Source organism: Flagellatimonas centrodinii, assembly GCF_016918765.2.
In the GTDB taxonomy this organism is placed as follows: Bacteria; Pseudomonadota; Gammaproteobacteria; order Nevskiales; family Nevskiaceae; genus Polycyclovorans; species Polycyclovorans centrodinii.
Genome location: NZ_CP092104.1, coordinates 984060 through 1002897, shown reverse-complemented (window position 1 = coordinate 1002897; position 18838 = coordinate 984060). Strand labels below are relative to the sequence as shown.

At 67.5% G+C, this 18838-nt stretch carries 18 protein-coding genes; 4 read left to right on the top strand and 14 right to left on the bottom strand.

Annotated features, from left to right (window positions below; genetic code table 11):
• Positions 1–8: 8 nt before the first annotated feature.
• The 3 genes from JN531_RS04850 to JN531_RS04840 form a co-directional block, all read right to left on the bottom strand.
• A complete protein-coding gene (locus JN531_RS04850) occupies positions 9–518 on the bottom strand; it encodes a DUF1993 domain-containing protein (protein WP_228347731.1) in 510 nt (169 codons plus the stop codon).
• 17 nt (positions 519–535) lie between these two features.
• Positions 536–1234 carry a SanA/YdcF family protein gene (locus tag JN531_RS04845; RefSeq protein WP_228347730.1) on the bottom strand — a complete coding sequence of 233 codons (699 nt, stop codon included), beginning with the start codon at positions 1232–1234 and terminating at the stop codon, positions 536–538.
• 95 nt (positions 1235–1329) lie between these two features.
• Positions 1330–2508, bottom strand: coding sequence for a vWA domain-containing protein (locus JN531_RS04840; protein WP_228347729.1), 1179 nt, complete (start codon positions 2506–2508; stop codon positions 1330–1332).
• 78 nt (positions 2509–2586) lie between these two features.
• Between JN531_RS04840 and JN531_RS04835 the strand changes: the two genes are divergently transcribed.
• Positions 2587–3195, top strand: a complete 609-nt coding sequence (locus JN531_RS04835; RefSeq protein WP_228347728.1) for a DNA-3-methyladenine glycosylase family protein — start codon at positions 2587–2589, stop codon at positions 3193–3195.
• Between the two features lie 725 nt (positions 3196–3920).
• Here the strand turns inward: JN531_RS04835 and JN531_RS04830 are convergent.
• The 5 genes from JN531_RS04830 to JN531_RS04810 form a co-directional block, all read right to left on the bottom strand.
• Entirely contained in the window at positions 3921–4772 is an 852-nt protein-coding gene (locus tag JN531_RS04830; protein WP_228347727.1) for a UDP-2,3-diacylglucosamine diphosphatase, read from the bottom strand.
• 114 nt (positions 4773–4886) lie between these two features.
• Positions 4887–5210 (bottom strand): hypothetical protein, encoded by a 324-nt coding sequence (locus tag JN531_RS04825; RefSeq protein WP_228347726.1) that lies wholly within the window; start codon positions 5208–5210, stop codon positions 4887–4889.
• Positions 5207–5845 carry a tetratricopeptide repeat protein gene (locus tag JN531_RS04820; RefSeq protein ID WP_228347725.1) on the bottom strand — a complete coding sequence of 213 codons (639 nt, stop codon included), beginning with the start codon at positions 5843–5845 and terminating at the stop codon, positions 5207–5209. Before JN531_RS04820 ends, JN531_RS04825 begins: the two co-directional genes overlap by 4 nt.
• Entirely contained in the window at positions 5829–8711 is a 2883-nt protein-coding gene (locus tag JN531_RS04815) for a hypothetical protein (RefSeq protein ID WP_228347724.1), read from the bottom strand. Before JN531_RS04815 ends, JN531_RS04820 begins: the two co-directional genes overlap by 17 nt.
• Complete coding sequence (locus tag JN531_RS04810) at positions 8708–10402, bottom strand: hypothetical protein (protein ID WP_228347723.1); 1695 nt, start codon at positions 10400–10402, stop codon at positions 8708–8710. Before JN531_RS04810 ends, JN531_RS04815 begins: the two co-directional genes overlap by 4 nt.
• Before the next feature lie 429 nt (positions 10403–10831).
• On the opposite strand from JN531_RS04810, the gene JN531_RS04805 reads away from it, so the two are divergent.
• Entirely contained in the window at positions 10832–12013 is a 1182-nt protein-coding gene (locus JN531_RS04805; protein WP_228347722.1) for an OmpA family protein, read from the top strand.
• 10 nt (positions 12014–12023) lie between these two features.
• Here JN531_RS04805 and JN531_RS04800 read toward each other — a convergent pair whose 3' ends face one another.
• The 6 genes from JN531_RS04800 to JN531_RS04775 form a co-directional block, all read right to left on the bottom strand.
• Entirely contained in the window at positions 12024–13097 is a 1074-nt protein-coding gene (locus tag JN531_RS04800; RefSeq protein WP_228347721.1) for a YiiX/YebB-like N1pC/P60 family cysteine hydrolase, read from the bottom strand.
• Positions 13088–13423, bottom strand: coding sequence for a hypothetical protein (locus JN531_RS04795; protein WP_228347720.1), 336 nt, complete (start codon positions 13421–13423; stop codon positions 13088–13090). The genes JN531_RS04800 and JN531_RS04795 overlap by 10 nt, the downstream gene beginning before the upstream one ends.
• 22 nt (positions 13424–13445) lie before the next feature.
• On the bottom strand, positions 13446–14342 hold the full coding sequence (locus tag JN531_RS04790; RefSeq protein ID WP_228347719.1) for a PepSY-associated TM helix domain-containing protein: 897 nt from the start codon (positions 14340–14342) through the stop codon (positions 13446–13448).
• Positions 14339–14899 (bottom strand): FMN-binding protein, encoded by a 561-nt coding sequence (locus JN531_RS04785; RefSeq protein WP_228347718.1) that lies wholly within the window; start codon positions 14897–14899, stop codon positions 14339–14341. The genes JN531_RS04790 and JN531_RS04785 overlap by 4 nt, the downstream gene beginning before the upstream one ends.
• Before the next feature lie 140 nt (positions 14900–15039).
• Entirely contained in the window at positions 15040–15510 is a 471-nt protein-coding gene (locus JN531_RS04780) for a group I truncated hemoglobin (protein ID WP_228347717.1), read from the bottom strand.
• A gap of 46 nt (positions 15511–15556) precedes the next feature.
• Positions 15557–16603 (bottom strand): DUF3034 family protein, encoded by a 1047-nt coding sequence (locus JN531_RS04775; protein ID WP_228347716.1) that lies wholly within the window; start codon positions 16601–16603, stop codon positions 15557–15559.
• 404 nt (positions 16604–17007) lie between these two features.
• Here JN531_RS04775 and JN531_RS04770 point away from each other — a divergent pair, with 404 nt between their 5' ends.
• Together JN531_RS04770 and JN531_RS04765 are read left to right on the top strand one after the other, a co-directional pair.
• Entirely contained in the window at positions 17008–17577 is a 570-nt protein-coding gene (locus tag JN531_RS04770; protein WP_228347715.1) for an ANTAR domain-containing response regulator, read from the top strand.
• Positions 17577–18785 (top strand): CmpA/NrtA family ABC transporter substrate-binding protein, encoded by a 1209-nt coding sequence (locus tag JN531_RS04765; RefSeq protein WP_228347714.1) that lies wholly within the window; start codon positions 17577–17579, stop codon positions 18783–18785. Before JN531_RS04770 ends, JN531_RS04765 begins: the two co-directional genes overlap by 1 nt.
• Positions 18786–18838: the final 53 nt, after the last annotated feature.

Genomic DNA, 18838 nt, shown 5'->3' with positions numbered 1-18838 from the left:
CGCGCCGCTCAGCTGGCGCCGAGGAAATCCCGTTTGCCCAGCGGCACGCCGTTGTGGCGGAGCAGGTTGTAGGCCGTGGTGCAGTGGAAGTAAACGTTGGGCAGCACGAAGCCCTGCAGGTAGCTGAGCCCGGTAAAGGCCAGTTCACCGCGCGGCGTTTTCAGCGTGATGGCGCGGTCCGCGGCACCGTCGAATGCGGTGGGGTCGAGACCGGCAAGCAGCTCGCAGGCGCGGTCGATTCGCGCCTGCAGACCGGCGAAATCGATTTCATCGTCCGGCCATGACGGCACCTCGGCCCCGGTCAGGCGAGCGCCACAGCCCTTGGCCATGTCGGTGGCGATTTGCACCTGCCGCACCAGCGGGAACATGTCCGGGAACAAGCGGGCCTGTAACAGCACCGCCGCGTCCCAGCCCTGTGCTTCCGCGTGTGCCGCAGCCTTGCCCAGGACCGTCTTCAGGTTTTGCAGGGCGCGTGACAGCGGCGGCACCGCGGCTGCGTAGAGCGAGAGTGTCGACATGCGGAGGTCCTTTGGGATCAATTGCCGATGGGGCGGTCCGTGACAGCGTCCGTCTCGTCGGCGTGGGCGTCGATCACCAGCGGTTCCGGGTCGCCGGTGAACCGCGGCTGGGTATCGAGAATGAACAGGTCGAGCACCGCCTTGAGCCGGGCGAACACCTCGCGCAGCGGGTGGCGGTTACCGAAGGCCTCGCTACGGCCGATCCGCGCGGCATAGGCAATGGCGCCGGTCTGGCCGAGCTTGCGCGCCAGGAACAGGGCGCGATAGCCGTGGTACTTCTGGGTGATCAGGGTATAGCGACTGAGCCCCCAGACGCTCTGGGCACGGACCACCGAATCCAAGGTGCGGAAGCCGGCGAAATCCATGGTGATGGCATTGCCGGGCACGCCCAGCTCGATCAGCGCACGGCGCATCTGGCGGGGTTCGTTGTAGGTGCGGTCGGGATTGGCGCCCGACACGATCAGGTGGCGCAGCTTGCCGTTCTTGTAGAGGTCGGCGGCGGCCCGGATACGCCCCTCGAATTCCTGATTGCCACTACCGTCGCGAGCGTACGAACTGGTGCCGAGCACCACGCCCACCTCGTTGGCCGGCAACAGGGCCAAGTCGGTGTAGAGGTAGGCATCGGTACTGTTGATCACCCAGCGATTGGCCAGCAGGCCGACCAGCAGAAAGCCGAGCACGCCTGCCACCAACCAGCGGCGCAACCGCCGTTTCACCGAGGGTCTCAAACCGGCGCCTTCGTGATCGTCATGTTCAGGTCTCCTTGCGCGGGCGGTGGCCGCCTCATGGTAGTGCAGCGGGCACTACGCGGTCAGTGTGTCAGGCGTTTCATCGCCGATTCCAGGCCCGAAAGGGTCATCGGGAACATGCGATCGGCGCCGATCAGCTCCTGCGTGAGCTGACAGGACTGCGAATGTTGCCAGTATTCCTCGCGGTCCGGGTTGAGCCAGACCAGGCGCGGGAACTGCCGGTGCAGGCGCTCCATCCAGACCGCGCCGGCTTCCTCGTTCCAGTGCTCGATGCTGCCGCCGGGGGAGGCGATCTCGTACGGGCTCATCGCCGCATCGCCGACGAAGATCACGCGATAGTCCGGCGTGAACTTGTGGAGGATGTCGTAGAGCGGAATGCGCTCGCTGTTGCGGCGCACGTTGTCCTTCCACACGGTTTCGTAGATGAAGTTGTGGAAGTAGTAGTACTCCAGATGCTTGAACTCGGTCTTGGCGGCCGAGAACAGTTCTTCACAGACGCGGATGTGCGGATCCATCGAGCCGCCAACGTCGAGGAACAGCAGCACCTTCGCGGCATTGCGACGCTCCGGCACCATCTTGATGTCCAGCCAGCCGGCATTGCGGGCGGTGGAGCCGATGGTGTCGTCGATGTCGAGGACATCGGGGGCGCCCTCACGGGCGAAGCGGCGCAGCCGGCGCAACGCCACCTTGATATTGCGGGTGCCGAGTTCGAGGGTGTCGTCGAGGTTCTGGAATTCCCGCTTTTCCCAGATCTTCACCGCCGAGCGGTTGCCGCCGGTGCCGCCAATGCGCACGCCCTCGGGATTGAAGCCGCCATTGCCGAAGGCGCTGGTGCCATTGGTGCCGATCCACTTGTTGCCGCCTTCGTGACGCTTCTGCTGCTCTTCCAGCCGTTGCTTGAGGGTTTCCATCAACTGGTCGAGGCCGCCGAGCGCCTCGATTTTTGCCTTCTCCTCGTCGCTGAAGTGACGATCCATCTGCCGCTTCAGCCAGTCTTCCGGGATCGATTCGAACAACTCACCGGTGACCGCTTCCACCCCCTTGAAGTAGGCGGCGAACGCACGGTCGAATCGGTCGTACTGGGATTCGTCCTTTACCAGCGCGGCGCGCGACAGGTGATAGAAATCATCCAGCGAGAAGATGGCGACATTCTTCGACAGCGCTTCGAGCAGCATCAGGAACTCGGACAGCGCGGCTTTGACACCGGCTTCGCGCACCGTGAAGAAGAAGGTGAAGAGCATATCGGGACGGCCTGAAAAGGCTGGGGCGTGAACGGATGACTAGTTTACGCTTCAGGTCCGATTTCCGAGAGCCTGTCCATGCGCCCTGAACACCGTGCCACGGCCGAGCGTTACCTGATGCGCCGCGACCCGGTGCTGGCCCGGGTGATCCGCCAGTCAGGGCCCTGCGGCCTGCGACCCCGACGCAAGCCCGCCTTTCAGGTGCTGGCGACCTCCATCATCAGCCAGCAGCTGTCGGTGAAGGCCGCCGCCACCATCCAGCGGCGGGTGGAGGCGATGCTGGGCGGCACACTTGATGCCGCCGCGCTGGCGGCCGCCGATGCCGATGCCCTGCGTGCCTGCGGCCTGTCCCAGGCCAAGGCCCGCTGGCTTCGTGAGCTGGGGGCACAGGCGGTGTCGGGCGAACTGGACTTCCGCCGCATCGCACGCATGGACGACGAGGCTGCCATCACCACCCTCGACGCGCTCCCCGGCGTCGGCCGCTGGACCGCCGAGATGTTCCTGATCTTCGCGATGGGGCGACCCGACATCTTCTCGCTGGGCGATGTCGGCCTGCGCAACGGCATCAACCGGCTCTACAACAACGGCGAGCGCCTCGACGATGCCGCAACCCTCGCCATCGCCGAAACCTGGGCGCCGTGGCGATCAGTAGCGTGTTGGTATGTTTGGGTGAACCCCGTCGCTTAGCGAGCACTGCTCGCTGACGGGGTTCACGACCGGACAAGGATGTCCGGGCCGGAGTGGATTAGCGAACTGACGTGTCGCCAGGATGGCCAGCGCCGAGGTGTATTAGCGGCACAACAGTCGCTTAGCGAGCACTGCTCGCTGACGGGGTTCACGACCGGACAAGGATGTCCGGGCCGGAGTGGATTAGCGAACTGACGTGTCGCCAGGATGGCCAGCGCCGAGGTGTATTAGCGGGTGAGTCCCACCGTTTTTGCGAGCACTGCTCGCAGGTGGGGCGAACGACCGGACAAGGATGTCCGGGCCGGAGTGGATTAGCGAACTGACGTGTCGCCACGATGGCCAGCGCCGAGGTGTATTAGCGGCACAACAGTCGCTTAGCGAGCACTGCTGAGAGACGCGTGAGGGGTGAGGCGTGAGGCGGTGGTCGTTGCACGTTGCACGTGAAAGCCGGCGGTTGCTGTTTCGAACAACGAACAACGAACAACGACCGTCGTGCCAGCAGCCACGCGGCACGGCGATTCGGGACCCGCTCAAGTTCATCATCCCTGGATCGCTCGACGCTGGACATCGTGTCCAGCGACGGTCCCGAATCGCCGCGCCGCGCCGCTGCCCGAAGGTCCTGCCGACTTGGCAAGATTGCCACGCACGCTTCGCGGGCTCGCAAGGACAAGTCGATGGGGTTGCGCGGGCTCGCAATGGCAACAGGAGTGCCAGGGCCCCGCGATCTAGCCCGCCGCCGCCCGCGCCGCTGGTCGCAAGGGCATCACCTTGCCGTCGTCGCGCTGATGCAGGTGATCCAGCTCGACCCAGCGGATGATCTCGATGCGGCCGTTGAAGTCTTCCGCCAACGCGGTACAGCTCTCCACCCAGTCACCGCAGTTGTGATAGGTGACGCCATGTCGCTCGGCGATCTCGGCGTGGTGGATGTGGCCGCAGACCACCCCGTCGAGGCCGCGGCGCTCGCATTCGCGCGCCACCGAGTCCTCGAAGGTCGAGACCACGTTCACCGCCGCCTTGACCCGCTGCTTGGCAAACGCCGACAGTGACCAGTAGCGCATGCCCATGGCATTGCGACCGCGGTTGAACCAGTAGTTGAAGCGCATCGCGCCTTCGTAGGCGACATCGCCGGCCATCGCGATCCACTTGTGATAGCGGGTGATGACGTCGAAGGCGTCACCGTGGGTCACCAGCAGTTGACGGCCGTCGGCGGTGGTGTGCACGTGCTCGTTGACCACCTTGATGTTGCCGAGGCTGAGCTCGAAGCCGACGAACTTGCGTAGGAACTCGTCGTGGTTGCCGGTGACGTAATAGACCTTGGTGCCCCGTTTCGATTTGGTGAGGATCTTGCGCACCACATTGGTGTGCTCCTGCGGCCAGTAGAAGGTGTTGCGCAGTTTCCAGCCGTCGATGATGTCGCCGACCAGATACAGCGTTTCGCAATCGGTCTGCTTGAGAAAGTCGACCAGGTGATGGGCCTTGCAGCCGATGGTGCCGAGGTGAACGTCGGAGATCCACACCGTGCGATAGCGAGGCTTGGCGGGGGTCTTGGTCGTGCGGGTCTTGCGGGTCGTCGCCATCGGGCTGGCTCCTGCGGGGCGCTTTTTCACGGCCTGCAGGGTGCCGCACGAGGGTTGTCGCGGTGTGACAGTTCGATGACGATCAGATGACAGACGCGAAAGCTGCCTGCCGACTCAATGCTGCAGCCGTTCGAGTCGCCAGGCGCGGGTGGCGGCGTCGACCCGGGCCCGCATTTCGAACTGTGCCGGGTCCATCGGCTGCAGCGGTACATCGAGATGGCTGGGTGGGCGGTCGACGCTGCTGGCATGGGCGTCTTGCCACGGCAAGAGATACAGGCCCATCGCCGCAGCGCGTTCACCCTGGAGCACGGTCCCGAAGGCTGGGGCCGTGGCGGGCACGGCGTCGGCTGCCGCGCCGTTCAGCGGCAGCAGGCCCACCAACGCGACCGTGGCGACGAGGGCCAGGCCGAGGCCGCCCACCGCGCCAGGGCGCCTCACCGAGCGCTCCCGTGCGCCACGGCGATCCCGGCCTGTCGCTGGGCGTCTTCCAGTGCGCGGATCCAGGCGATGACCGGCAGGGGATCGTCGCGATCCTCGCGGTGCTGCTGCCAGGCCCGGTAATGCGCCAGGGCGGCCACCGGCTGGTGCAGGTCGTCGTCGTAGAGTAGGGCCAGGTTGAGATGGGCGGCGGCATAGCCGGGCCGGTGCCGCAGCGCCTGGCGGTAGGCCTGCTCGGCGGCGTCCATGCGGCCGAGGCGGCGGTTCATGACCCCCAGCAGGTTGAGGGCTTCGGCGTTGTCCGGTCGCGCCTCGACGGCCCGCGTGAGGGCATCTGCCGCAGCCTCATGACGCCCGGCGCGGGCCATCAGGATGCCGAGGTTGGTGCAGGGCCCGGAGCGCACCGGTGTCTCGCGACACAGGGACAGAAATGCCGCTTCGGCATCGTCAAACTGACGCTGGTCCATCAGCGCCAGCGCCGACGCGAACCGCTGCTGCACGTCGTCTCCGGCGGCCGGTGAAGCGGGTGGCGGCGGTATCCGCTGCACCGAGGTGGGTGCCGGTCCACCGGTGCTGGCGCACGCCGATATCATCAGGGCGACGGCGCCCAGAAGGCCTTTAGTCCAGGGTGTCATAGCGCATCTCCCAACGTTCCTGCTTGCCATAGCGGGCGGGCACCCGCGCGCCGAGGGTGTCGACACTGCGGTGAATCCAGTCATCCCACAGCCCCTGGCCCTGCAGCCGAGCCAGATTGGTCTCGTAGGCGCTGATCGCCCGTTCCTCGAACGGAAAGGCCTGCTCTTCGAGCAACAGGGTGAACTGCGACAACGCCAGTGCATCCTGCTGCAGCGCACTCGGCGGTGCCGCGGCGAGCAGGGCAGCTGCGAGGTCGTCATACACCCCACCCAGCTCGTGGGTGGCGGCGGTGGTGATTTCTGCAAAACCATAGGCGGCCGCCTGTCGGTAGGCGGTAACGGCGGCCTCGACCGCCTCGGTGCGACGGGGCAGATAGGTCTCCAATGGTGCGCGCAGCGGCTGCGCCCTGGCCCGTTCGGCGGCGCCGCGGGCCAGCGCCAGGTGGGTTTCCGCAGCGATCAGGCGGGACGCCGGCGGCGCCGCGTCGCCTGCCGCGTGATCCGCCTCCACGATGTGCTGCTGCCAGCGGTCGCGCGCAGCGCCATCCGCCGCCAGCATCACCAGTCGCTGGCGCGCCTGCTGACTCGCCTCCAGCGGCTGCGGATACTGCGACACGTAGCGTGCCCAGGCGTCCCGCGCACCGGCGGTATCCTCGGCCCGGTCGAAGCGGATGGCCGCCTGCCAGGCGGCATCGCGCCGTTGTGCCACCGGCGCGCCGTCGTCCGCGGCAATTCGCAGGTACACCGGGGCCGCCGCCGCCGGGTTGCCTGCCTGATCGTGGATGAAGGCGAGCTTGTGATCGATCGCCGATAGCCGTCCGGGATCGGCCTCGCGCAGACGCAGACCCTCAAGCACGGCAGCGGCGCGCGGCCAGGCCTCGGCACTGATCAGCGCCGCCGCCGCATCGAAATCGGCGGTGTTGCGCAGACTGGCCGCGGGCGTGACCGTGCCCACCCGGAGGAAGTGCGTGGCGGCGGCCAACGGATTGTCATCCGCCAATGCGGCTTCGCCCTGTCGGTAGAGGGTGGCGGCCCAGGCCTCGGTCACCTGAGGGCGCAGCGGATCATCCGCGGTCAGCGCGCCGTGCCACGCAGCGTAGGCGGCCTCCGCCTGGTCGAAGTGCTGCTGCCGCAGCAGCGACTCCGCCACCACCGACAGCGCCTCACGGCGCAGGGCCGGATCCGGCCCGGCATCCAGCGCCTGCCGGGCGACGGTGACCGCCCGGGCATCGTCGCCGCGCTCGGCCAGCGCGGCGGCCGCATGTACCAGCGCTGCCGCCCGCCGGGGGTGGTCGGGGAAGGCGGTGGCCAGCTGCAGGGCCGTGGCGGCGGCCTGGTCCAACGCCCCGGCACGAGCGGCGTCGTCCGCCTCGCGGACCCGCCGCAGGGTCACCTGCACGGCGGCAGCAGCGGCTTCACCGGCGCGGGGTGCAGCCGGATCGCGGAAGGCCAGCGCGACGTACGCCTCCAGTGCGCCGGTGGTGTCGCCGCCGTCGAGCAGGGCATCCGCGCGCAGCAGGGCGATCTCGATTCGCGCCGGGTCCTCCGGGAACAGCTGCAGGCGCAGCCCATGCCAGCGTGCTGCGGCGATGAAGCGCTCACCGGCGGCGGCGGGATCGGTCTGCTGCAGCTGCTGGGCGCGGGCCTGATGGTGCCGGCCGAGGGTGTCGAGGCTCTCGTGGAGGGTGTCGCGCAGGGCGCCCTCGGTGGCGTCCGGCAAGGCGCCCTCCGACGGCGCATAGCGCTCCACGTAATCGGCCATGGCGCTCAACGCCGGGGTCTGCAGCCCACCCTCACGCCAGGCCAGCACCGCGCGCCAGTGCAGCGAGGGGGCGTCGGCATGGTCGGGATCACGGGCGGCGAGCTGTTGCCAGGTGCGCGCCGCATCACCATGGCGCTGACGCGCCAGCAGAGCCTCCGCCAGGGTCTGGTAGAGCAGACGCTCGAATCGGGGGGGGCGCGCGGCGCCACGCGCGGCGCCGATCGGGTCTTCGCCGGCCAGCGCGATGTAGCTCAACGCTGACAGCCGCAGTGCATCGGCGACCTGTTCACGCTGGTCGCTGTCGGTGGCGGACAGGGCCGCCTCGGGCGTGTCGGCAACCGACGTCGGCAGCGTCGCGTCCAGCGTTGCGTGGGCGATGGCCAGCGCCTCGGCTGGGCGCTCCTCGCGGAACAGCGACCAGCCCAGCTTGTGCCGCGCCATCGGCGCCAGATCGCTGTCGGCGCCCGCCGCCAGAACCGCTTGGTAGAGCGGTGTCGCAGTGACGAAGTCGCGCGTCAGGAAGCGGTACTCGGCGGCGCGGAACAGCGCATCCGCGCGCAACCGAGAGGCCGGGTGCTGGTGGGCCAGCGTCTGCAAGCGGCTGGCCGAACCCTCGCTGTCGCCCAGCATGTCAAGCGCCCGCGCCCACTGGTACTGCACCTGATCGGTGAGGGGGTAGGCGGGCTGCTCCGCCAGCAACTGGCGATAGCCGGCGACGGCCTGTCGGGCGTCTTCGGGTTGACCGGCGCCGGCCTCGATCAGCGTCAGGCGTAGGTCGCCGGCGCGGCGCAGCGCATCGGCGCGCAGTGCCGGATCAATGGCATCCCCCAGTTGCAGCAGGCTGTCGTAGTGCGACAACGCGGTTCGCAGTTCGGCCAATACCGGCGCCGAGGGGCTGACACGCAGGGTGCTCGGGGTCCCCGACCAGAGCCGCCGGGTCAGCCAATTGCCACCCGGCTGGTGATGTTCGGTCACGGTGGCAATGGTGCGGGGCGGGGCATCGCGCAGCGATTCCACCGCCGGAAGGCCGGCACAGCCCGCCAACAGCAGCGCCGGAATCAGCAGCAGCCGCAGACGCCATGGGGTGGGAGTGGCGCCGCTCATGGTGCCGGGTCTCCCGCCTCGATCACGGCGCCCGCCAGCAGCTGGCGGTCGTGCAGCCGCGCCAGCGCATACCGCGCCTCGGCGAGGTAGGTGAGGGTCTGTGCACGAAGATGGTCGAGCACGGTCCGCGCGGTGCTGGCCAGCGCCCGGGACTGTTCCCGGACCGCGACTTCAAGTGCCGGACGCAGTGCCGACAGCTGCTCTCGCAGCGGGTCGCCGGGTGTCAGGCGGGCGATATCGGTGTCGACCAGCGCCTGCAGGGCATGCACATCGCGTAGCTGGTCGAGTGCGGTGACCACCTCGGGGCTGTCGAGCAGCTGCAGCGTCCACTCGGCCTCCGGTGTCCGGTGCAGGTCGGCCAGCCAGCGGCGCCAGCCATGGCCGGCGACGGCGGGGTCTGCCGAGCGCACCAGCCAGGCGTCGAGGCGGCCGTCTGCCACCTCGGTGGTCGCGGTGTCGAGCTGCGCCAGCGCCGACTGCAGCAGGGTGGTGGCGCCCAGCCACCGCTGCTGGGCCTGCTCGTGGGCCCCGAGATGGGCGAGGGCATAGGGAATGGCGAGGGCGGCTTCCTGTACTGCCGGGTCGAGCGGGTCGCGCCCCGTCAGTTCGTTCCACGGGATCAGGGCCTGCTGCAGACGCTGTGCGCTGGCGGTGCGGTCTGCCAGCGCATCGTGGCGACGGAACGGCATGTCCCGACGGGCGGTGGGGGCCGCCTCGCTGTCGCCGGGATACCACTGCTGCAGGTTGCCGACAAAGGACGGGCGTCCATCGTCATCCGCCGCTGGCAGCAGCCAGGCCCACCCGAGCCCGAGCAGGGCGCGGTTGTCGTAGGGGCCCGGGCTGCGGATACGGGTCAGCGCCTCGATGGCGGCATCGCCGCGGCGTTGTCGCAGGTGGTGATAGCCCAGCGTCAGGTTCGCTGCGTCCCGCAGTGCCAGGCCCTCGACGTCGTCGGGTTGGGCCGTCGCCAGCCGTTCCAGGGTTGTCAGTCCTTCCTCGGCATCGCCGCGGGCCAGCGCCGTCACCGCGGTGTTGTAGGCGGACAGCCCGTGATCGTCCGCGTCCGGCAGTGGCATCGACTGCACGGCCGGTTCGGCAGCAAGGTTCTGGCGGACAGCCGCGGCGGCCACCTCCTGACCACTGTCGTCCAGAAAACGGGCGTATCGCGCATCCATCGCGGCGGCCGTCAGCGGGGCATCGGCGGGTTCAAGGCGGAGCCCGCCGAAAGGCCCCCGCTGCAGCGCCAGCGAGAGCAGCGGAGACCCGCCGGGATGAAGGGCGTGATCGAACCGCGCCGTCAGGTGGTCGGTCGCGGCGCGCGGTGTCTCGGTGCGTGCCAGCACCTCGATCTGCAGGCCCTGGGCCGATGCGGGCAGGGTCGGCCAGCGCAGGCGGTAGGCGCCGCCATTGCGGAGCGCGCGGGATTCCACATCGCTGAACTCGTAGACCAGCGGTGGACGGTCGTCCAGGCGCACCGTGATGCGGCGCAGCCAGAGTCCACGCGCCTCGCTGCCCAGGTACAGCGTCAATGCCGCCACCGGCACCTGCTGTTCGACCTCGGCATGCAGCGCCAGAACCCGGGTTTGCAGGGTCGGAATGGCGCCGGGCGACACCGCCGGCGTCAGTGCCATCGCCAGCAGAAGGCCTGCTGTCCAGCGCGGCTGTCTGCCGCCGGATGGAGATGTCGTCATCTGAGCGCCTCCCAAAAAAAAGTCCACCCAGCCCCGGGTGGGGCTGGGTGGACGCCGTTGTCCTGGTTGTGGACCTCCATTGGTCCATGGGCCCTCGCCGCTGGCGTGAAGCCCGCGTGTTGACGAGCAACCATCGTGCCACGCTGCCCGGACCCCGAAACCGGCAGGTCAGGGCGCCGCGTGCACCAGAATCCACCGACGGCGTGCACTGTGGTGGCGCATCGACACGCCCGATGTTCACCGATCACGCCGCTGCAGTGACGGGTCGCCGGTGGCACAAGTATTGCTCCACCTATTTCACGCCGGCGGTTGCCGGCACGCGAAACCAATGACGGTTGCGCAGGGATGATGACGTCCACCCAGCCCCACCCGGGGCTGGGTGGATTTTTTTTGGCCGTGGCAACGGCATTCGATCCGGGAGATCACCTTATGAAGACATTCCGCCGACACGCCGTTCCGGCGATGGTCGCGCTCACAGTTGCAGCGGGGCACACCACGTCGGTTGCGGCGCAGGCCCCCGTGTGCAGCACGGGCCCAGATTTTGCGGTCAATCTGTCGGGCTGTGGCGAGGGCGACGTGGTGATGCTGCACGGCATCAACTTCGCGCTCGATGTGGGGTCGCTGGACATCAATGGTCGGGCATTGCTTGACCCTGTCGCCGACGCGCTGACCGCGCGTCCCGACCTGCGGGTCGAGATCGGGGGGTATACCGATGCGCTCGGGTCCGAAGCCTATAACCTGACGCTGTCGGAGCAGCGTGCCGAGGCGACGGTGGCTTACCTGGTTTCACGTGGCATCGACCCCGGCCGTCTTACCGCCCAGGGGTATGGCGAAGCGGCACCGGTTGATACCAACGACACCGAAGAAGGCCGTGCGATGAATCGTCGTGTCGAGCTGAAGGTCATCGGCTCGCTGCCGGTGGCCGCGCTGCCGACGCCGACGCCGGCACCCACCGGTCCGGTCTACACCACCAGCGAGATTTCCATCGTGCCGCAGCGCGAATACGTGCCGGCCGAGATCATCGTGCCGCCCGGCACGCTGGTGCGGTGGACCAACAACGATCCCGGCTTCCATCACGCGGTCACGTTGTTCGACCGGGAAAGTTCGCGCATCTCGCCGGGCGATACCTATTCGTGGACCTTCGACCGGCCCGGGACCTATCACTACGCCAGCCAGATCTATCCCGACATGAAAGGGGTGATCAAGGTGGTGGCCAACGGGACTGCGGCGAAGCCGGTCGAGCCGCCACCCCCTGCGGCGCCGGTGGCAGCCGCGCCGACGCCGGTGCCACCACCGGCGGCTGTGTCGGCTCCCGCGGCGGCCCCCGTCGCCACTGCCGCAGCGGCACCCGCGGCCGCCGCCGGCAACACCGTGAAGATCGTCGACTTCATGACCTTCAGCCCCGGCGTGCTCAAGGTTGCGGCGGGGACCACCGTGACGTTCGAGAATCACGATGGTTCCAACCACATCGTCGCTTTCCGGGATGGCCCCATGTCGCCGCGGTTGCGGGACGGCGCCACCTGGACCCGCACCTTCGACACGCCGGGGGAGTATCCGTACATCTGCGACATCCACGGTGAGCGCATGAGCGGCACCATCATCGTGGAATAAGAAAGCGCCTTCAGGGCAGGGACCGAAAGACCGGCACGCGAGTGTCGGCCTTTCTTTTTGGGCCTACCGGCGCCGCGGTACTCGCCAATCGACCCGCTTCACGCTCCGCCAGCAGCGCCATCCCCGCGATCGGGGCTCGCGCCGCCTCCGGCATCTGCAGGTACGTCCGCAGGTTGTCGCGCAGCAGGTAGGGAATCACCAGCGGCCCGCGGGGAACCTGGGCATCAATGGTCTTCACCCAGTCGTCGCGGGCGGGGCCGCGCAGCCTGGCGAACAGGGTCCGAAACCAGATGTCGAGGGCTTCGCTTTCTGCCAGCAGTGTCGGGTGCCGCAGCTCCAGCACGGGGCGAAAGCGGGCATCCAGCAGCAGGTCGTCGGGCAGAAAAACGGTGTCTGTGCGCACCCCGAGGGGGGCCAGCGGATAGGTCTCAAGCAGCCCACCGACTCTTGACAGGGCGGCATCAACCGGCACCGGCGCGGCTGCCGGCGCGGCGCGCGCATAGGCGTTGCGGATCAGTTCGCTGCAGTACAGGCGCCGATCATCACCGAGCGCCAGGGCGAAGTCGTAGACACGGGCCCCGCCGCTACGGCTCTGGGCATCGCGGTAGGCGGCCACGGCGGCGGCACGCGCCACCGCGGCATCTTCATGTCGCAGCACCAGGAAGCGGACAAACGATTGCTGCAACCAGTCCTCGACCAGTTGAATCCGCACGCCGTCGGCGACCCCGGCTTCGACGATCTCGAGGCTGTCCCAGAGAGGGTCAAGGCCGACGATGGCCATATGCGAAAAATCGGCGGGCGCCAGCCCGATCTGGCTGATGGCCGCCGATATCAGGTCGGTTCCGCGCAGCAGCAGCACATCGCCAGCCTGCAACGCAAACCCGGGGTGCGCTGACAGCGCCGCATCGAGGTCCGGCTGCGGCAGCACGCGTGCATCGACGACCGCCACCGCGTCCGCCGCCCGGCGTGCTTCGGCGATGGCGGCGCGGGTGTCGGCGAACGGTGCCGGTGCCGCAGCGGTGGTGCCGACGGCGGCGACCATCAGCGCCGCCAGCAGCCGACCGCTGTCCCGTGCTAAAGCCACCAGTCCCAGGTCGGCGGATGCGCGTTGAGGCCAAGCAACACCAGGCCGCCGGTGGCGATGATGATGCCGGCCAGCACCAGCGACAGGCCCCGGACGCGGCGCTGACCGGCGATGGCATCCCAGCCTTGTACGCTCACCGCGATGCCGCCGAGCAGTGAGATCAGCGACACCAGAAACCGTCGCAGCAGCGGCGGCGCCGAGTGTGCCGCCGCGCTGCCGAGATCAATGGCGGTGGCGGCCATCAGCGCAGCTTCGGAGGGTCGCGCCAGCGTCATGCCGGCGAGCGTGAGAAGCAACATCAGCGAGGAGCGGCCTGTGCGGTGCATGGGAGTCTCCTGAATGGCGAGCCTAACGACGTGCAGCGGGACGCCGGTTGCGGCGGATCCGCCACCACATCCAGACGCCACTGAAGGCCAGCCACATCGACGACAGGCCGACCAGATTGATGATCCAGGCCCCGGTATTGCCGAACAGCTGACCACTGTGGGCATCGACCAGCAGGTGTTCCAGCGAGACGCTGGGGCGCGACCAGGGCCGCAGGTCCTCCCGCACCGCCTCCGGCAGGGTCTGCGGTTGTGACCAGCGCACCGTGGTCGGATCGACCGGTGTCCACTGCAGACCATCGTCGTGGCTCTGGAAGGCGTCCAGATCCTGTACCGCGATGGCGCCCTCGGCGGTGACCCCGACGCGACGCACAGTGGTGACGGGGAGAATCGGCGAGCGCAGCACGTCGTAGCGCTCACCGTCGGTGGTGAGCATGATCAGGCCGCCCGGCACGCCGACAAACAGAAAGGCATCATCGGGCTTGCCGTTGTCGACAAGACCGAGCACATCGGGAATGGGTTCCTCTAGCGGTTGACCATTGAGCACGGTGTGATCGCTGGTGATCGCCAGCCAATGGTCGCCGGCACCAAAGCCGCTGCGGGGCGGTTCGGCCGACAGACTGTAGAGCGCGGTGACCCAGGGCCAGTCGATGCGGACGACGTCGTATTCCCATTCGGCGCTCTGATTGATGAGAAAGCCGCTGGCGCCGAGCCAACCCATGAAGGCGAAGGCGAACAGGCCGATCCGCTTGTGCCACTCACGCAGGGTCATCAGCAGATTGCGCTTGGGCCGTGTCGCCAGCCGATGCGAGAGGCGACGGCGGATGCGGGTGAGGCGCGACGGCCGCCGCTCCATCGGCGGCGATGCCGCTGCCCCTTGCTTGAGCAGGGGCTCGTTCATCGATTCGGCGGGAATGCTCATGGTGCCAGCGTGTCCAGCTTCAGCGCGGTGGCGGCCATCCGTTGCATCAGCACCACCGAGTAGGTGGCGCCGGCGATGTTGTCGGGCACCCTGTCGATGCCGGTGCCGGTGCCGGCGGCGCGGGCGCCCAGCAGCTGCTGCAGGAAGGAGGCCTCACCCACCTGCTCGCCGCGGGATTCCTTGTAGAACAACACACGTGCAGCCAGCACGGTGCCGTCCTTGATGACGAAGCCGGCGGTGGTGGGCTGATAGCCCTCCTTGCCGATGTCGTCGAAGATCCAGGCGGTGCGGCCATCAGTGGCCCGCCAGTAGTGCAGACGACGTTGGGGGAAGCTGCGGCCGTAAATCGGTTGCAGCGCGGCCAGCCGGGCATCGTCGAGCTCCAGCACCTGCGGTGCCGGCGGCGCCGCGCCGAACGCCTCGGCAAGAAAGGCTTCACGGGAAATGAAGGTGATGCAGATCACTGGCGGACATTCCTGGGCGACCACCGGGGTGCCGTGGAGGGCCCCTCCGAGGGACAGCAGTGCCGCAGCGTGGCGTAGCCATGGTTTCAACATGTGAGTCTCACGTCGGTCGAACCGGAATCCGGTGGCGACCCCCCATGCAAACTCGGGGCCGCCACCGGCGGGGGGGAACCTTCGGGTGTCGGCGTGACCGCCACGCTCGGATCGCGCGGTCACGCCGACGCCCTCCGGGGTCAGCGGGTGACGATGTCGCGGGTGAAGGGTGCCAGCGCGTTCACCAGTTCATTGCAGGTGTAGTACTTGATGAGGTTGCGCTCGCAGGCGTTGTAGGCCGCTTCCACCACCGCGTTGAATTGCGTCATGGTGATGCCAAGGTCGGCGTGCGCCGCACTCATGCTGGCGCCCTGATACTCGTTGGGCCCGCCCAGCACCATTTTTTCCAACTGGGTGTTGAGCACGATCTGTCGTTCCACATTGCCGAATTCGCGGAAGACATGATTGATCCGGTTGTCGAGCATGATGTAGTAGAACAGGCTCTCGACCCAGGCCCGCATGCCCTCGTGACCGCCGAAGCGGGCGAGTGCCCCATCGGAGACCCCGAGAATGGGATCGGTCTTGGTCTCGGCGGCATGCAGCGGTTGCAGGCTGGCCATTGCCAGGGCGACTCCGGTGGCAAGCCCGATGAGGGGTTTGAACAGTTTCATGATGCGTCTCCTTTGAAACGTGAGGACTGCGAATGGGCCACGTGCTTCAGAACGTGGCGTGGACGGAGAAGTAGAAGCCGTTCTGATCCTCGGCAACCGAGATGTTGCCCAGCATCAGATAGGCGATGACGAACGACATGTTCTTGTTGGGGGCATAGGCGAAGAAGATGTCCATCCAGTCACTCTCTTCTTCCTGGGTGACCGCGTCGGCGACGCCGCCGATGCCGACGGTCTCCAGCAGACCGGCGACACTCGACAGGTCGATGCCGGCCAGGTTGATGCTGCGACCGTCAAGGTTGTCGCCGTGTTGTTGGTACTCGAACCCGATGGCGGTGTTCTTGGTCAGCAGATGGGCGATCGAGGCCTCGAAGCGGAACTCCTTGTCGTTCTGGCACTCCGCGTTGGCGCCGGCGCCGGAACAGCTGCCGAAGCCGGTGAGGCCGGTCTGATTGGCCGAGGTATAGCGGCCGGTGAAGTTCACCAGGGTGCTGTAGCGGAAGAACACCTTGGTGGCCGCGACATAGGCTTCCCAGTCTTCCGATTCGGCGGCGCCCAGGGTCGACACCAGTTCCGGTGTGGTGTTTTCCTTCCAGAAGCCGCCGATTGCCACCTGCGGAATCCAGCTGTCGGAGATGTAGACCGCATCCCCGAACAAGCGCAGCTTGGCACCGTAGACGTTCATCTTCAGCGTGGAGTTCCAGGGGTCGGTGCCGGTCTCGATCCCCAGCGCCTCGCTCACCAGTGCGACGGTGTCGAGGTTGGCCAGGTTCAGTGCCAGATCGTGTTGGGCATACGACAGTTCGAAGCGATCGTAGAAGCCGATGGCACCGCCGATCACCGTCAGCTGCAGTGCCGGCAGGTTGGCGTAGGTGAAGCCGATGCCCCCGTTGATGCCGTCGCGGGTTTCATAACCGGTGATGGTTGCCCATGGCACGGCACCGCCACCGCCGGCGCCGTCGGTGGTGAACACGCCCCCGGTCAGAAACACCTTGCCGTCGTTGTAGTTGGCGGTCGCCATGCCACTGAACAGCGCGGATGCCAGCACCGCGGCGCCTCCGCAGGCCCGAAGGCTGCGCGTGATGTTGATGTTCATGTCCCTGCTACTCCTTATGTATGGGTAGGTACTGCCTATTCCCTGACGCAAAAAAAAACGCCCACTCACTGGTTTGAACCAGTGATGTGGACGTCGGTATCCCTGCACCGGGCGTCATTGCCCGATAAATGTTGAGCTCGCGAAACGCTCGCGATCACGGGTCGGAAGGAGCAATTCGCGTGCCAGCCGCGGCCATCGCGGCGCCCAACGCCGACAAGCCGTTGTTCTGGAATGTGTTTTGCTGCACTGCACAACGGCATCGGCGGGGCTGACGATGGCGACCGGCCGCCGCCGGCGCACCGTTTTCGTGAACCGTGACGGTGCGGCGGCCGCCGCCGCTGCAACAGGGCATGAAACTTGCGGCGGTTGTACTGGAATTCATGAGACGGACGGCTCTACAACCCATGCGCGTGATGCTTGTCGACGACGATCTGGGACGCATGGCGCTGCTGCGCCAGGCCCTTGCGGCCGCGGGCAATGAAGTGGTGGCACAGCTCGGGCCGGCCGAGGATCTGATCGCGGCGGTGGCGCGCCATCAGCCCGATCTGATCCTGATTGATGTCGACTCACCTGCGCGCGACACCCTGGAATCGCTGGGACAGATTTCGCGTGACCGCCCGCGGCCAGTGGTGGTGTTCGCCTCCCACAGTGACTCCGACATGGCGCGACGGGCGATGCGTGCGGGCGTCAGTGCCTACGTCGTCGACGGCATGCAGCCGACGCGACTGAAGTCGGTGATCGATGTCGCCATTGCCCGCTTCGACGAGCATCAGGCACTGCGACGCGAACTGGCCGACACCAAGACCCGTCTTGCCGATCGCCGCGATATCGACCGCGCCAAAGGGGTGCTGATGCAACGGCGGGGGCTGTCCGAGAACGATGCCTATGAACAGCTGAGGAAGATGGCGATGGACCGCAACGTCAAGCTGGGAGACGCTGCGCGCGCGCTCCTGGCCGTGGCCGAGTTGCTCTGATGGTCGACCTTGAGAAAACCGCGCTGCGTCTCGGCATGGTGCCACTGGTCGATGCGGCACCGCTGATCGTTGCACGCGACAAGGGCTTCTTTGCCCGTCAGGGTCTGGAGGTGCAACTGAGTGTGGAGTCGTCCTGGGCCAGCATTCGCGACAAGGTGGTGGCCGGGGTACTGGATGGCGCGCAGATGTTGGCGCCGATGCCGATTGCCGCCACCCTCGGCATCGACGCGGTCGGGGTGCCGATGGTCACGGCGATGTCGCTGAACCTCAACGGCAACTCGATCGCGGTGTCGGAAGCGCTTTATCAGGAAATGGGCCTGAGTCCCTGTGAACCGGTGGCGGCCGGCCAGGCGCTGCGCACCCTGTTGACGCGTGACCGCAAACTCGGGCGACGCAAGCGCGTGTTTGCCCATGTGTTCCCATTTTCGGCACATCACTACGAATTGCGATATTGGCTGGCCGCCAGCGGTATCGACCCGGACCGTGACCTGCGGTTGGAGGTGGTACCCCCACCGCTGATGGTGCAGGCCCTGCTCGATGGCCGGATCGATGCCTGTTGCGTCGGCGCGCCCTGGGGTGCCGCCGCCGAGAGCGCCGGCGCCGGCTACCGGGTGATCAGCAGCTTCCAGATCTGGAACCACAGCCCCGAGAAGGTGCTGGCCGTCACCGACGAGTGGGCGCAGCGCCACCCGCAGACCCATCGCGCGCTGGTGGCGGCACTGATCGCCAGTTGCCGATGGTTGGACCAGCCCGAGCACCGACTTGAGGCGGCACAGTTGCTGATCGACAGTGGCGCGGTGGACGCACCGCCGGCCACCCTGCGGGCCGCGCTCGACGCCTCGGCGATCGGCGCGCCGCACAGCGGGCAGTTGGTTTTCCATGCCGGCGCCGCCAACTTTCCGTGGATCACCCATGCGGTCTGGTTCATTGAGCAGATGCGGCGGTGGCGCCAGGTGACGGAAGAGGTTGACGCCCTGACCGTTGCCGCCAACGTCTACCGCCCGGACATCTATCGCGAGGCGGCCGCCCGTGTCGGCGTGGCGGTGCCCGATGAAGATGGCAAGAGCGAAGGCCACCATGCGTCACCGTGGACCCTCGATACCCGCAGCGGCCCCATCATCATGGGCAGCGACCGATTCTTCGACGGCCAGACCTTCGTCAACTGCGCGGCGGCACCGCTACTGACCGCCGGACGCGATCCCGGCTGACCTGGCCCGGCGGTCGTCGCTGCCACGACAGCGTGCGCGGATGGTGAGTCGTT

Excerpts from the sequence above, each read along its gene's own strand:
- JN531_RS04850 (WP_228347731.1), bottom strand. The coding sequence starts at position 518 with ATGTCGACACTCTCGCTCTACGCAGCCGCGGTGCCGCCGCTGTCACGC.
- JN531_RS04840 (WP_228347729.1), bottom strand. The coding sequence starts at position 2,508 with ATGCTCTTCACCTTCTTCTTCACGGTGCGCGAAGCCGGTGTCAAAGCC.
- JN531_RS04835 (WP_228347728.1), top strand. The coding sequence starts at position 2,587 with ATGCGCCCTGAACACCGTGCCACGGCCGAGCGTTACCTGATGCGCCGC.
- JN531_RS04830 (WP_228347727.1), bottom strand. The coding sequence starts at position 4,772 with ATGGCGACGACCCGCAAGACCCGCACGACCAAGACCCCCGCCAAGCCT.
- JN531_RS04820 (WP_228347725.1), bottom strand. The coding sequence starts at position 5,845 with ATGACACCCTGGACTAAAGGCCTTCTGGGCGCCGTCGCCCTGATGATA.
- JN531_RS04815 (WP_228347724.1), bottom strand. The coding sequence starts at position 8,711 with ATGAGCGGCGCCACTCCCACCCCATGGCGTCTGCGGCTGCTGCTGATT.
- JN531_RS04810 (WP_228347723.1), bottom strand. The coding sequence starts at position 10,402 with ATGACGACATCTCCATCCGGCGGCAGACAGCCGCGCTGGACAGCAGGC.
- JN531_RS04805 (WP_228347722.1), top strand. The coding sequence starts at position 10,832 with ATGAAGACATTCCGCCGACACGCCGTTCCGGCGATGGTCGCGCTCACA.
- JN531_RS04795 (WP_228347720.1), bottom strand. The coding sequence starts at position 13,423 with ATGCACCGCACAGGCCGCTCCTCGCTGATGTTGCTTCTCACGCTCGCC.
- JN531_RS04790 (WP_228347719.1), bottom strand. The coding sequence starts at position 14,342 with ATGAGCATTCCCGCCGAATCGATGAACGAGCCCCTGCTCAAGCAAGGG.
- JN531_RS04785 (WP_228347718.1), bottom strand. The coding sequence starts at position 14,899 with ATGTTGAAACCATGGCTACGCCACGCTGCGGCACTGCTGTCCCTCGGA.
- JN531_RS04780 (WP_228347717.1), bottom strand. The coding sequence starts at position 15,510 with ATGAAACTGTTCAAACCCCTCATCGGGCTTGCCACCGGAGTCGCCCTG.
- JN531_RS04775 (WP_228347716.1), bottom strand. The coding sequence starts at position 16,603 with ATGAACATCAACATCACGCGCAGCCTTCGGGCCTGCGGAGGCGCCGCG.
- JN531_RS04770 (WP_228347715.1), top strand. The coding sequence starts at position 17,008 with ATGCGCGTGATGCTTGTCGACGACGATCTGGGACGCATGGCGCTGCTG.
- JN531_RS04765 (WP_228347714.1), top strand. The coding sequence starts at position 17,577 with ATGGTCGACCTTGAGAAAACCGCGCTGCGTCTCGGCATGGTGCCACTG.